At 44.2% G+C, this 14,269-nt stretch carries 10 protein-coding genes; 5 read left to right on the top strand and 5 right to left on the bottom strand.

Going from position 1 to position 14,269, the window contains the following annotated elements; genetic code table 11:
• Positions 1-323: 323 nt before the first annotated feature.
• Both D1814_RS13150 and D1814_RS13155 read right to left on the bottom strand, forming a co-directional pair.
• The gene (locus D1814_RS13150) at positions 324-557 is read right to left on the bottom strand and encodes a hypothetical protein (protein ID WP_118492970.1); all 234 of its coding nucleotides are present in this window, start codon (positions 555-557) and stop codon (positions 324-326) included.
• A gap of 175 nt (positions 558-732) precedes the next feature.
• Entirely contained in the window at positions 733-1,686 is a 954-nt protein-coding gene (locus D1814_RS13155; protein ID WP_118492972.1) for a YihY/virulence factor BrkB family protein, read from the bottom strand.
• 307 nt (positions 1,687-1,993) lie between these two features.
• Between D1814_RS13155 and D1814_RS13160 the strand changes: the two genes are divergently transcribed.
• The 3 genes from D1814_RS13160 to D1814_RS13170 all read left to right on the top strand — a co-directional run bounded on the left by D1814_RS13160 (position 1,994) and on the right by D1814_RS13170 (position 4,564).
• On the top strand, positions 1,994-2,545 hold the full coding sequence (locus tag D1814_RS13160) for a type 1 glutamine amidotransferase domain-containing protein (RefSeq protein WP_118492975.1): 552 nt from the start codon (positions 1,994-1,996) through the stop codon (positions 2,543-2,545).
• 92 nt (positions 2,546-2,637) lie between these two features.
• Positions 2,638-3,330, top strand: a complete 693-nt coding sequence (locus tag D1814_RS13165) for an SDR family oxidoreductase (protein WP_118495391.1) — start codon at positions 2,638-2,640, stop codon at positions 3,328-3,330.
• A 346-nt stretch (positions 3,331-3,676) separates the two neighbouring features.
• Positions 3,677-4,564: an SDR family NAD(P)-dependent oxidoreductase gene (locus tag D1814_RS13170; RefSeq protein ID WP_118492977.1), complete on the top strand. Its 888-nt coding sequence runs from the start codon at positions 3,677-3,679 to the stop codon at positions 4,562-4,564.
• 79 nt (positions 4,565-4,643) lie between these two features.
• Here D1814_RS13170 and D1814_RS13175 read toward each other — a convergent pair whose 3' ends face one another.
• Positions 4,644-6,569 (bottom strand): tetratricopeptide repeat-containing diguanylate cyclase, encoded by a 1,926-nt coding sequence (locus D1814_RS13175; protein WP_118492979.1) that lies wholly within the window; start codon positions 6,567-6,569, stop codon positions 4,644-4,646.
• Between the two features lie 486 nt (positions 6,570-7,055).
• Here D1814_RS13175 and D1814_RS13180 point away from each other — a divergent pair, with 486 nt between their 5' ends.
• Positions 7,056-10,310 (top strand): VPS10 domain-containing protein, encoded by a 3,255-nt coding sequence (locus D1814_RS13180; protein WP_118492982.1) that lies wholly within the window; start codon positions 7,056-7,058, stop codon positions 10,308-10,310.
• Positions 10,311-10,573: 263 nt separating this feature from the next.
• Positions 10,574-12,601, top strand: a complete 2,028-nt coding sequence (locus tag D1814_RS13185; protein WP_232368884.1) for a TonB-dependent receptor — start codon at positions 10,574-10,576, stop codon at positions 12,599-12,601.
• On the opposite strand, the gene D1814_RS13190 is transcribed toward D1814_RS13185, so the two are convergent.
• Both D1814_RS13190 and D1814_RS13195 read right to left on the bottom strand, forming a co-directional pair.
• Entirely contained in the window at positions 12,596-13,132 is a 537-nt protein-coding gene (locus D1814_RS13190) for a PepSY domain-containing protein (protein ID WP_118492984.1), read from the bottom strand. The genes D1814_RS13185 and D1814_RS13190 overlap by 6 nt on opposite strands.
• A 113-nt stretch (positions 13,133-13,245) precedes the next feature.
• Complete coding sequence (locus tag D1814_RS13195) at positions 13,246-14,223, bottom strand: hypothetical protein (RefSeq protein ID WP_232368885.1); 978 nt, start codon at positions 14,221-14,223, stop codon at positions 13,246-13,248.
• Positions 14,224-14,269: the final 46 nt, after the last annotated feature.

Genomic DNA, 14,269 nt, shown 5'->3' on the forward strand with positions numbered 1-14,269 from the left:
ACTACCCACCTTTAGAAAGCGTTAGCCAAAAAACACGTTACATACAGATGCAGTTGTTTTCAGGCTAGCGCTTAATTGTAGGGGAGGGGAAGACATTTAGCTTTTTCGCTACGATAGTACAAAGTAGTGAAATAATGAAAACAACTATTGATGTCACGACTATTTCTGTACGTCCATTGAGACTGAAATAATGTGTGGCAGTGTTAAGCGAAAAAACGGTTAAAACAATAATTGAGAGCATATAAGCAATATACTTAACTATTTGCAGGACTGAGATATTCATTAAGAAGTTCCTTGAAATGGAGGCAAAAAGCCTCCGTTTTTTATTCGTCAGTTTCAGTAGTGCGTTCTGACATTTTGTCGCCTATTTTGCCACCAGCGTAACCTAAACCACTAGATAAGCCGCCCAAGGCAGCGCCGCCCCAACCAGCAGCTCCTCCACCTATGGCGCCAGCTCCTACTGAGGCCCAAAAACCTCCCCAGCTAAAATCACCCCAGCAGTGCTCTTCACAGCCGCCGGAAACGTTCTCTATTTCAGTAAAACTTAATTCTTGCATTGTATAATTCCTTTTATGATTTACCCAACATTGGGTAAGGGAAAAGATATACAAAACACTAAATGAATATAACTGAATAGAGGTATAGTTTTGTAATAAGTCCTTATTACACGGCTCACTTACTTGCTCGCAAATTAGTATTCAATGTTACCGCGCGTTGCTTAATTTGTAACCGCTAACGTTTCACATCATCTGGGGTATGATCAGCTACAAAAGCGTTTCGCTCGCCCATGGGCTTATCTTCGCCTTTGGTACTATCTGCTGTTGTTTGAAGCTCTATTGCCGAATTGACCTCTGCACCGATAAGTATGATGTAGGCACTTATATATAGCCACATAAGTAAGATGATAATGCCGCCCACCGAACCATAGGTTTTGTTGTAACTTGCAAACTCATTCAAGTAAAAAGAAAAGCCGTAGGATGCAACTAGCCATAATATGGTGGCAAACAGTGAGCCCGGTGTAACCCAGCGCCATTGGGCTTCACGGCGGTGTGGTGCATAGCGGTACAACGCTGATAAAGCTAAATTGAACAAACCAAGCATGATGGGCCAGGTTATCCATGTAGCTTGCTCAGCGCTAATAGCCTTTGCCGTTACCCAGACTATCGCTTCTGGTAAAATGGTTATGCAGGCTAGGGCGACTATAACAGTTAAGATCATGAATATGGTGCAGGTCACACGAGCCAAAATTCCTTTTAGAAAGCTTCGTCCCTCAGATTCACTGTAGGTAATATTGCACGCTTTAATAAGTGCATTAGCACCTTTACTACTGCTCCAAAGTGAGAGCAAAAGGGTAAATAGAAAGCCCCAGCCCAGCGCTGTGCTCGATTTTTCGGTTAAATTGGTAAGCTGTTCTTCAATAATGTACCGGCTATCGGCTGGCACTACGTTAACAAGTAACGACATATGGTTTTGTAATTCTTGCGGCGAAACCATAAGCCCATAAAGGGCGATAGTTGCACCGAGTAAGGGGAATATCGCCAGTAAACAGTAGAAAGCAACACCTGCAGCGATAAGGGGAATATTATCTTTTTGTAGGCTAGTGAATATACGTTTTATTATGCTCCACCAACTTTTCAGTGAAAGCTCGAATGCAGATTTTGCGTGGCTGAATCGTCCCTTGCTCATAGTTCCTCGAATCTTTTTCGATAAGTACGCGTTTATATTCTTTCATACATCAAAATGAAGAAGACGGCTTAATCTTCTTTGTAAATCATTCATGGAGCGTGCAAATAATTGATGAAGCCTGTAAAAAGGCTTAAGTTAACCTTCAATGAATAACTTCATTTAAAATAGTAACTTACTGTTTTTTGACGGGGTGGTTTGTAATTTGCAGTTCACTTGTTACTAAATCGATATCCGTAGCGCTGTTTAATCGTTGCGACGTTAGTAGGGCTTCGGGAATTCGATAGAACGTGCAAAAGGAGTAACAAATATGAGCAACTCGCAAAATCTTCAGGGTAAGAAAATTGCTATTTTAGCAACTAACGGTTTTGAGCAAAGTGAATTGGTTCAACCTAAAGAGATGTTCACCGAGCGTGGCGCACACGTTGATATTTTATCTATTGAAGATCAAACCTCAATCAAAGCTTGGGATGAAGACGATTGGGGCAAAGATGTAGACGTTGATTTGCAGGTATCATCCGCTAACCTTAATAACTACGACGCCCTTGTACTTCCCGGCGGTCAAATAAACCCAGATGTACTTCGTGCTAATAAAGACGCGGTAAACTTTATTAAGGAGGCAAACAGTACAGACAGCATTAAAGCTGTAGGTGCAATTTGCCACGGCCCATGGCTGTTAGTGGAATCGGGTTTAGCGAAAGGAGCAACACTTACCTCGTTCCCTAGTATCCAAACAGATTTAAAAAACGCAGGTGCCAATTGGGTAGATAAGGAAGTGGTAACCGACGATAAGTTAGTTACAAGCCGAAATCCTAATGATATCCCTGCCTTCGTCGATCAAATTAGTAAGATGATTGCATAGTGTCTTCCTAAACTTCAGCTTCTCTTCACAGTGCCAAGCTGTGAGAGAAGCAGAATCAGATTGATTTTAATGAGTTAAAAATGGGAGATGATATGACAGGCACCACACCTTGCGACAAAGTTATCGTAGTTACCGGCGCTTCTAGCGGAATTGGCAAAGAAACGGCAAAGCAATTGGTTGATACAGGTTACAAAGTTGCGCTTTTAGCGCGAAGTGAAGATAAGTTAACCGTATTAGTTAAAGAGTTAGGCGAAGACAATGCTCGCGCTATCAAAGCTGATGTGAGTAACTTCGATGAAGTGAACCGCGCATTTGAGCAAGTATATGAACATTTTGGACGTTTAGATGGCGTATTTGCCAACGCTGGGCGAGGCGCCAAAGCTGCTGGTATCGAGAAAGGCGACGTAGAAGACTGGCATGGGATGTTAGGCGCTAACGTCAATGGTTTACTCTATACCGCTAAGGCGAGTCTACCTTTTCTTAAAAAAACGAAAGGTCATTTTATCATTACTAGCTCGGTTGCCGGAAGAGTGACTCTAAAAGGTTCTGTCTATGGCGCAAGTAAATGGTTTGCCTATGGTTTCGGCCAAAATCTTGCCGAGGAAATGCGTGAGTGGGGCGGTCGTTGCACCACCATCTGCCCCGGTATGGTGAACACGCCATTTTTTGACGAGCCTAAGGAAGATAAGCTTCAGCCAGCAGATATAGCAAAGTCAGTATTGTTTGCATTAAGCGCTAATGAGTCGGCCTGTGTTCGAGAAGTTTATGTGATGCCTGCGAAATAAAAAAGGGCAGCATAGCTTAGCGAAAATTAGAGAAGGGCAGTGAGCGCACTGCCCTTTTTCTTTGCAGATTTAACTCATACCTTTCAATTTTAAGCTTTTATTCACTTTATATCTTTTGTCGATAGTTACTATCTGGCGTTATGTGCCCTATCAATTTCGTGAAGCATTCCAAATTAGCCAAATAAAGTATGTTCCCCGTTGGTTTACCCCTAATCTATTTGTTTCTACGAGTGCTGAATGACTGTCCGAGGCGTTAGTTAACTATACGAAAGAATCTTTCTTTCGTGCCTGTTGAAAAGCTTTACTCAGCAAGCCAACAGCGCTACAACAATAATTGGAGAGTAGGATGTCTAAAGAGTTCGCGGGTAAAACCGCCATCATTTCTGGGGCCGCTGGAGGCATAGGACTAGCGTTGGCAGAGGCGTTGGCGCAGCAGGGCATGAATATTGTTATGGGCGATATCGATAACGTGACGTTAACTGAGTCGAGCAAGGGATTACGGGAACAAGGTTTTGATGTGTTGACCTGTGCTCTGGATGTTACCGACTACTCTCAGTGGGAAGATATAGTTGCCAATGCCAAAGAGAAATTCGGTAAGGTTCACATGGTGATCAACAATGCTGGTGTGGGTGGAACGCCGGGTAAAGTAGAAGATTCAGAACATGAAACCTGGCGCTGGGTTATGGACGTCAACGTAATGGGCGTACTTTATGGCGCGCAAGCATGCGTACCAGCCATCAAAGAACACGGTGAAGGCGGCTGGATATTGAATGTGGCATCCATGGCTGGAATGATGGGAATGCCGTATGCGGGGGCTTACTGCGCTTCAAAAGCGGCAGTGGTATCTATGACAGAAAGTTGGGTACCAGAATTGAAGCCCTTTGGTATTCATACCTCGGTATTATGCCCAGCGTTTGTGAAGACACGCATTCACGAGTCGTACAGGAATAGACAGGAAAAGTACGCTGTGGCAGCTGAAAAGCGCATTGATAAAGAGAAGCTCAAAGCTGGTGCCCAAGCGGCAACTAAAGCGGTAGAGTCTGGTATAGCTGCCTCCGTGCTAGCAGAGCGCGTAATAGAAGCCCTTCAATCAAAACAAACTTATATTTACACCCACCCAAATTATCGCAAGGTTACCTCTGGTAGATTTAAAGCTATTGACGCGGCATTTGAAGATGCAGAATTAAGCCCAGTTGTGGGCCATTTAAAAAACGATGACATTGTTACGTTTTAACGGAAGTTATTTCTCGTTTTGACTTTTAGGGATAGTAAATCGGTAGGTTGGATAATTAAGTAATACAAACAATAGCTACCTAGGTAGCGGTATAAGCATTAACTTGATTACGACCGTTTGCCTTTGAAAAGAAAAGCGCTTTATCAGCCTGCTCTATTAGTTCAGTAGGGGATGAAGCGCCATGCTCAAGAGAAGTAACACCAATACTACATGTTAGCTTTATCTCGTCAAAGGCGTAACCTTCAATTTGCGAACGTACTTTTTCACTCAAGTTCAAAGCATCTTCTAAAGATGAACTGTGCAAGACTATACAGAACTCTTCGCCGCCGAAGCGAGCTAGCACATCGTTGTCTGATATGTTTTGGCGCAGTACGCGTGCGACGCCTCTGAGTGCGTCATCTCCTGCATTGTGACCATAGTCGTCATTTATTTTTTTAAAGTGATCAATATCTATCATCACAAGGCAGGAAGATTTTTTAGCGTGTGATTCTGAGAAAAGGTTTTTTAATGAATCAAACAGATAGCGCCGGTTAAAGCAATCGGTGAGTGAATCGTGAGTAGCAAGGTAGTGAAGTTCTTCATTTTTACGTCGCGACGCGGAGTAGCTTCGATATAAAATTAAAGCGATGCTTACTAATACGATAACCACTAGCGATAACATTAGCTTTGCGTATCGCTCTTTCGACAATTGAAGGTTGGCTATCTGTTGTTCTTTTCGCGAAATTTCAATTTCATTATTTTTTCTCGCTATTTCTAGTTCATCTAAACGAGTCTGTTCTTTAAGTGCTTCTACCTCATTTTCTAATTTAAACGACAGCAATTTGGCTTTGGCTTTCTCCAGATCTTTTTCGCTGTTTTCAAGCTGTATCTGTTCGCTTAGCGCCAGTTCTTTTTCAGCAAATTCAAGGGCGTCTTGAAATTGGCCAGAAGCAGAGCTCACTTCACGTAGACCTTTAAGTGCAGCTAAGTGATAAGTCTTGTTTTGTAAACCCTTAGAAAAGATTAGCGCCTTTTTGAAAGCTCGCGCACTTTCGATTAAGTCTTGTTGTTGAAAGTATGTTTCACCTAAGGGCAAAAGCGCTTTCACCTTAAATAAATTGTTACCAAGCTCGTTAGCGATGTTCAAGCTCGCCTGATAGTTGTCAATGGCTTGGGTGAGATTATTTTCACCTTTATACGTATCACCAATAATTCGTAATACAGCTGTTTTCTTTTCAGGTGTATTTTGCGTGTTGTAAATAGCCATAGCACGGGTAGCGTAGTTACGTGCTTCTTTGTAGTTTGCTGCTATCACCTCAATCCCAGCCAGTTCTCGCAAAGCGGTAGCGATAGTAGCAGGGGGAAGCTGTTCAGCTGGATATGCTAAGGCGACCTCGTAAAACGACCTGGCGTCTTCGAAAGAAGCCAAACGCACATAGAGATGAGCTATTTCGTTCGCTGTTTTTGCTGTTCCTACAGCATTGTTCTCACCTTTGAAATAAGCATAAGCCAGCTTCAAATGTTCAAGAGATAGTTCGTAATTTTCAATGTAACGCAAAATAATTGACGCGCCCATATGTGCTTTGGCTTTACCATCCGGGTCGTCAATTGTCCCGTGTATGCGTAAGCTTTCCATGACCAAATTCAGCGCGATATCTAAATTACCTAGGTAGCGCTCAGCTTCCGCCAAGGTATTTAAGGTGCGTGCCATATTACGTTTACTATCGATACGTTCATATGTGGCTAACGCTTTCCTGTAAAAAGCGGCAGTTTCTTCGCGTAGTTTGAGTCTTTTATATGATTGAGCAATATAGATGTAGGTTCTGCCTAAGACAGATAGGTCGCTTTCGTGAGTTCGGTTTTCTAATACTTTAGCAACGCTCGAAAAGGTTGAAATGGCTTGCTTGTAATTCCCCGCCTTATAGAAAGATAGTGCACGTTCTTTCAGTTTATCAACGCTGACAGGGAGTACTTGAACTGAACTACCTTGTTTCTCAGGTACTGGCAGAGACCCGCGCACCTCCATCGGTACACAGAGTGCCAAAATGAATACTGAGAAAACAAAGCAGCTTGAAAAAAAATTCACTAAAACGATGTCACTACCATTTACTAACTAGATATAACAAGCATTACCTATAGGATAATGCAGTTAAAGTGTTGAGTGTATCAGCAAAAGAATATTAACACCGCCCATCTTGTGTATATTTTGTTATGTTTTATTTTACTTACTACTGGTAATTTTTATACTCGTAAGGAACCAGATGCTCTAATTATACCAGTCACAAGCGCTAGAGTAGTTCCAATATCAATCTGCATACGTTGCTAGTTTTATTTATTATTAATTCCGATGTTAATTGAAGTATGGCATGCGCTGCATGTATTTAACTTTAGTATTGTGCTGTTGGTCGTGCGTTTCATTGTAACTTTAAGCATTTGTTAGTAATGCTATAACTGGTAATACTACAATTTAAACAGAGCGCTATGCTCTACCAACACACATTGGATAATAATAATGAGAAAGCTTCTTAAAGCGGCAGTTGCGGTGTCAATTGCACTTTCATGTTCACCCACCTACGCAGACAAAGACGACAAAGACGGTATTTTTAGCAGTTCAACGTTCAAAGCTTTAGAGCTTAGAAACATTGGGCCTGCCTATATGTCGGGCCGAATTGCTGATATTGCGATTGACCAGAACGACCCGTCTACATGGTACACCGCGGTTGGCTCTGGCGGCGTATGGAAAACCACTAACGCGGGCACAACGTGGGAACCCATCTTCGACGATCAACCTGTTTATTCCATTGGTGATGTGACCATTGCGCCAAGTAATTCAAACATCATCTGGGTGGGAACTGGCGAAAACAATGGCGGTCGCCACATCAGCTTCGGTGACGGCGTTTACAAGTCGTTAGATGGCGGTCAAACCTGGAAGAATATGGGGCTGTCGAAGTCAGAGCACGTTTCAGACATTATTATCCATCCTACTAACCCCGATATCGTATGGGTTTCTGCCCAAGGTCCACTTTGGAGTGGTGGCGGCGAGCGCGGTTTGTATAAAACCACCGATGGCGGTGAAACCTGGAAGCAGGTATTAAAGCCAGCTGACAAATGGACGGGCGTAACGTCTTTACTTATCGACCCGCGCAACCCAGATAAACTTTATGCTGCTACGTGGGCGCGCCAACGCTCCATTGGCGCTTATGTAGGCACAAACGAAGGCGCAGGTATTCATACTTCTAACGATGGTGGCGAAACCTGGACTGAGCTTAAAACAGGGTTGCCGAAAGGGAATATGGGTAAAATTGGTATGGCTATATCGCCTATGAACCCAGATGTTATCTATGCCACTATCGAAACGGATAATCGCGGTGGTGGCTTTTATCGCTCAGCAGACCAAGGCGCTAGCTGGACTAAAATGTCTGATGAAGTAGGCGGCGGAACTGGTCCTCACTATTATCAAGAAATTTTCGCAGACCAGCATCAATTTGACCGTGTTTACATCGCCAGTAACTACAGCAAAGTATCAGACGACGGCGGTAAAACATGGACACCTATTAATACCAAGCGCAAGCACGTGGACGACCACGCTATGGCCTTTCATCCCACCGACCCAGATTTTGTATTAATGGGGTCTGATGGCGGTATTTATATGTCTCACGACCGAATGGCGAACTGGCGCTTTATGGCTAACTTGCCGTTGACCCAGTTCTATAAAGTTGCGCCAGATGACTCAAAGCCTTTTTACAAAATTTACGCGGGTGCGCAGGACAACTCTACGCAAGGCGGCCCTTCACGCACTATGCGAGAGGAAGGAATAAAGAACAAAGATTGGTTCTTAACATTAGGTGGTGACGGACATGGCCCAGCGGTAGAGCCAGGCAACCCTGATATAATGTATTCTCAATGGCAACAGGGTAATTTGACCCGCGTTGATATGAAAACCCGTGAAGGTGTATACATCAAGCCTCAGCCACTTCCAGGCGACCCAGCAGAACGATACAACTGGGATGCACCGATAAATGTTTCAGCTCATGACCCCGCGCGTATTTACTTTGCTTCGCAGCGGGTGTGGCGAAGCGATGATCGCGGTGATAGCTGGACGCCAGTATCAGGCGATTTAACGAAAAACGGTAATCGTATGCACTCGCCATTGATGGGGCGTACATGGTCGGTAGAAGCCGGTTGGGATTTATATGCCATGACCGAATTCCATACCATTGCTAATTTTGCTGAAAGCCCAGTGGATGAAAACATTTTGTGGGCAGGCACTGACGACGGGATTATTCAAGTAACGTCCAACGGCGGCAAATCGTGGAAAAAAATCGAATTAGACGATATCAGAGGCATTCCTGCCAATTCTTATGTGAATGATATTCGCGCTGACTTGTTCGACCCAAATACCGTATATGTGGCGCTTGATAATCACAAATATGGCGACTATAAACCCTATCTTATTAAATCGACTAACTTAGGTAAAAGCTGGACTTCATTGGCTGAAGACCTGCCTGAGAAGCACCTAGTTTGGCGTATTGTGCAAGACCATATTAACAAAGACTTGCTCTTTATCGGTACAGAGTTTGGTGTATTTTTCTCGGTAGATGGCGGCAAAGATTGGGTTGAGTTAGACGGTGGTATGCCGACCATTTCAACTCGCGATGTTAAAATACAGCGCCGAGAGAATGACTTAGTGGCAGGTACCTTTGGTCGAGGTATTTATATTCTTGATGACTACGCGCCGCTGCGTACGTTAACGAAGAAGTCTATGCAGCAAGATGCCATTTTGTTTGGGCCAAGCCGCCCAGTTAAATGGTTTCAGCTAGATGATAATCACACTGACTCTGACGGCGACGACCGCTTTGTTGCTGAGAACCCTGAGCACGGTGCAACCTTCACCTATTATCTTAAAGACAGTTTGCTTACGGCAAAAGAAAAGCGCCAAGAAGCAGAGAAGAAGTTAATAGAAGATAAGAAGTACCCTAAATACCCAAGCTGGGAAGTCGTGGAAGCAGAAAACCAAGAAGCGGCGCCTGCAGTCTATGTTGAGGTACGCGACAGCGACGGAGACGTTATTAAGCGCGTTGAGGGTAAAGCGAAAAAAGGCTTGCATCGCATCACCTGGGATATGAAGCATGCGTTAACTAGCCCGCTCACCGGTAAAGATGGCAGAAGTAAAGGTTTGATGGCGCTACCCGGTACCTATACTGCTACCTTGTTCAAGCGCGTCGATGCTAAGGTAACACCACTTTCTGAACCTGTTTCGTTTGAACTTAAGCCTATTTATCAAGGTGCGCTTGAAGGTGCTACTTATGAAGAAATAGCTGCCTATTCAGACAAGGTAAGCGGAGCGCAAAAACGTGCACTTTCTTCAACAACAGTGCTGACGCAGCTTAAAGATACGATGGCTCTGTTGCGCACAGCTATCGACCGCACGCCAAATGATGTGGCTAAACTTGAAGCCCAATTTGCCTCAATTCAAGATGAAATAAACGAAATAAACAGAGCATTTTATGGTCTTAAATCTCGCGATAGAATGGGCATCAAGCCGGCGAATATTATGAGCCGCCTGCGCTATGCGCGTTCTGCTTTAGGTTCATCTTATGGGCCTACACAGCAGCACAAAGATCAGCTTGGCTATGCTCAAGACAGTTTAGATAGCGTAGTTACGCGTATCAGTACCTTACAAGATACTGCTGTACCTAAGCTGCAAAAAGCTGTGGTTGATGCCGGTGGTCCTTGGACAACAGGTCTTCCTGTAATCGCTAAATAACGGCCGACTAGCCTGATTTTTAGTCTAGTTGGGTTTAGCACGCGGCAGTAGCATTACTGCCGCGTTTTTCTTTTCATTTTTAACCAGAGTTTGCGGTACGTACTTCTATCATTTGTACGTATCGGCTAGTGAGACCTTTATTGTTTTCTTTTTTGCCAGTTCAACGTTCTTCAATGTTTATCGAAATTTCATCAGGTTTACCTGCATCTAGTGCTTCGCCTTTTATATGTTCGTCGCCTATATTCTCGACAAGGGTTTTTGCAGTGTTTTTGTTATCACTTTTATCGACAGCGAGCTTTGCTCGAAGCGAACCATTTGAAAGCGTTGAACGCTATACGGTAACAGCTACGCGTCCCTATTATGATGAAGCGCTGTCACGCATATTCCCTCAATATGCGTTTGATAAAAGTAGCCTGGTTTCGCCTTTGCACGCTAATGATGTGCTACTTCAATCGCCGTCAATATCATTAAACGGGCAGGGCGGACAGATACAAAGTATTAGTGTGCGAGGGTTCTCGCGGTGGCGAATTCAAACCTTACTGGACGGTGTACCTATTGTCAGCGATAGGCGTGCAGGCTCAAGTATAGGCTTTATTCCGCCTGACTTTATTTCTTCAGCCACCGTAATACCGGGCGCAGCTTCCACTTATCTAGGCTCGGGCGCTATTGGCGGCGCGGTGAATTTACAGTTTGAATCGCTACTAGAGCCCCATTTAAGAGTAAGTTACAGCAGTAATCAGCAGATGAAAGCCGTGAGTTATGCCGGTACCAGTGTTGCCGATGGCAGTAAAAACGGCGTAAACCGCACCGAAAAGTTGGGGGATACAGATTGGAATATCTCATACAGGAGCGCGAATAACGGTGAGGATGCGAAAGGAAATACGCTGTTCGATCAATTTGAACAAACAGGGCTGTTTCTCAGGCACAGAGCTGAAAACAGCATCATAAAAGAAGCCTGGACACTTTATTCTGATAACAACGACATTGGTAAATCCAGTAGTGACTACCCAAAAAGTCGAATAACAACCTACCCAAACAATACCCATTGGCTTGGCAAAATAGCGTTTGAAGCTAATCTATTTGCTGGGAATATCTGGTGGCATAAATCAAGCTTAGATACCTCGGTGTTGCGACCAGACAGTCGTATAAATGACAGCGAAAACAAGGCATTTGATTATGGCCTTAACATTAATACAGATATACGGTTAAAAGACTGGGAACTAAACTGGCAGCTCCAGCTATCCGGTCGGGAAGGCGTGGTGTCCGATGAGAGGGAATTTACGTTAACGCCATCAGAAACCGTATTGACCGACTCTGCGCTGTCAGACTTTTCATTAGGCTCATTTGAATCTGACCTGGCGTATGAAGTGCGTACGCTTGATGCCAGTGAAGTTAATACCGCAATCGTTGTAGATACTTCACGCCAGTGGCGAAGCTTGTCTCTGGCATTAGGTGCTCGAATTGATTGGCAGCAACAGTCTGATGATTCAGGTGCCAGCCCAACCCAGTCTAATGATGCCCAGCCTAGTAATGCCCAGCCTAGTAATGCCCAGCCTAGAAGGTCGCAATCAATCACGAATTTTAGTGGCTATCTGGGCGCAAATTATCAGCTTTCATCACATTGGGCGGCTAGCGTGTATGTTTCTAGTGCATTTCGAAACCCATCGTTAACTGAGCGTTTCTTTGCTGGGGAAACTCCTCGAGGTACCGTGCTGGGTAGTATACAGCTTGAAACCGAACAGGCCCTTAATAAACAGCTAACCGTGGCCTATAGTGCAAAGCACATTCAGGGCTCAATTGAAGTGTTTCACCAGCAAATTGATAACTATATTGAACGCATTACAGTTGCTGAAGATGTACTTCAATACGCTAATTTAGATAGTGCAACTATAGAAGGCGTAAGCTATCAGGTTAGCTGGCAATCACAAGATAATACCTTAGATGCTCGACTCAGCGGCATGCGGATTAGCGGTGAAGACAACTTGGGTAATAACATTGCAGATATACCGGCAAACAATCAGCGCCTAGATGTAGGTGTTAATTGGCAAGACACGCGATTTTTCACGGTACTAAGCTATCGAGCCAGTAAGACAGACATTGCAGACGGAGAACGAGCCCTTAGCGACGTTTTTACCCTAGACATCGGCGCAGATTGGCAATTAAGTGAGAGGGTTCAACTTCAAGCAAGCTGGAGTAACCTCACTAATCAACACTATTACACTAGCGCTGATGATAAAGCCGCGTTTGCTCAAGGGGAAAGTGTACAGCTAGCCATTACTTATCAACTATGAGTTATTTAGCGGCTGGCGGTATTTCTTTTTTCGATATTTGCTTTTCAGGGTGGTGTACAACATAACAAGGCCAGTTACCCACAGCACAAAAAGCAAAAAGGCAGCCGGTAAAAACAGCCAAAGCTTGGCGCCTTCAAAAAACCAGCTGCCGTCGTGAATGGCTTCAATAGTGTCTGTGCGCCGATAGGCTACCTGAAGCACATCGCCGGTTTGTGCATTGAGCTGCACTTCCCAGTGGTTCTTGCCACGCACCTTTATGATACCTTTTCCGGGGCGAACATCTAAACGGTCGATATCGTCCCAATTGTTTAAGTTAGCTTGGGGTATCTGTTTTACTGCATCAAGCACTTCCCCAAAGGAAAGCGTTGGCGCGCTGTTTTGGCCTTTTTGCGTAGGCGGCTGGATCCAGTCGAATTCTTTTTTGACCTGCAATAACAAGCCGCTAGCGATAACAATGACCACAGGAATAAAGATAACTAGCGATAGCCACAAGTGAATACTGCGACTGTTTTTGCGAAAAGAAGCGGGCATGAAACAACACTTAAAACAAAACGATGAATACATCGCATACTATACGGTAATCTCGATAGGCAGTAAAAACCGTCTAGCGCGGGGTTTACCCGTTTAAACGGAAATACTTAGCGTCATTTAATGGCAGGATGGTTAAAGTGAAGCTTAGTATCGCAGGTAAGTGAAAGGACTGATTCGGTTAACGTAACTTCGCCAATCTCTTGCCATTTAGCTTTATCTATTCCTGCATCGTTAAAATTGGCGGCAGACAAAACCCAAGACAGCGTCTGATTGGGATAATGCCGTAACGACAATTCATCTCGAAAGTCGTCTTTATTTACCAGCGGTGTATCTGAGTTTAATGCTGCTCTTAGCCAGTGGGGGCCTTGTTTTTCGGTTTTCATTTCAAGTTCGCGCTCTAATTCGATTCCTTTCGAAGTTGTTGGCGCTGAAATACTCAGTTCTAACGTACTTTCTTCTGTATGCCCCGCCACTCTTGAGCTTGCATCACCGACCTTTACTGCTGCCAGATGAGATACTGGTCTAAACCGCGCATTAGCTTTTTTGCCGCTAAACGCTTTATCGGCTTCCTCCAAATCGCTTTCCAATCGATAGGCGGTAAGCAATTGGCTAAAGGGAGGCAGCTCACCAAGCGCTGGTTCGTTAGTCATAGGCAGGTTTGCCACATACTTTGTTTTCGTACCGCCAAGGGAGTGCATAAGAAATATGTTCTCAGTAAGTGCACTATGGGCATAAGGAAAAAGCTTAATCGCTATCCCAAATGCTCGCTTATCCCGCTGCTTTGTTCCGCTTAAACTGACGGATGCTCTAACGATAACAGGTATCTCCGTACCCGCTTGAAAAAGCCCAGTGTAAGGGCTGTTTTGATTTATCTTCCAAGTACCGGAAAAGCATATTCCGTTGGCTTGAAGTAGCTTATGTTTGGTACCTAATTCGATAAAATTTGCATTTGATGAAAGGGTTCTCTGAGCGTGTTTTAGCAGTATGTTTTCGCCGCTAACGTCAAAGTGTTTACGCGATACCTCATATTGCGGAAGGCTGGAGTAAGGGTCAGAAAAAACAAGGCTTTTCACTTCCTCGAACGCACTCAATTGTGTAGCTACTTCTAACTGTGCTTCGCTAGTTTCTGCATGACTT

The sequence above is a fragment of the Alteromonas sp. BL110 genome, assembly GCF_003443615.1.
Classification (GTDB): Bacteria; Pseudomonadota; Gammaproteobacteria; order Enterobacterales; family Alteromonadaceae; genus Alteromonas.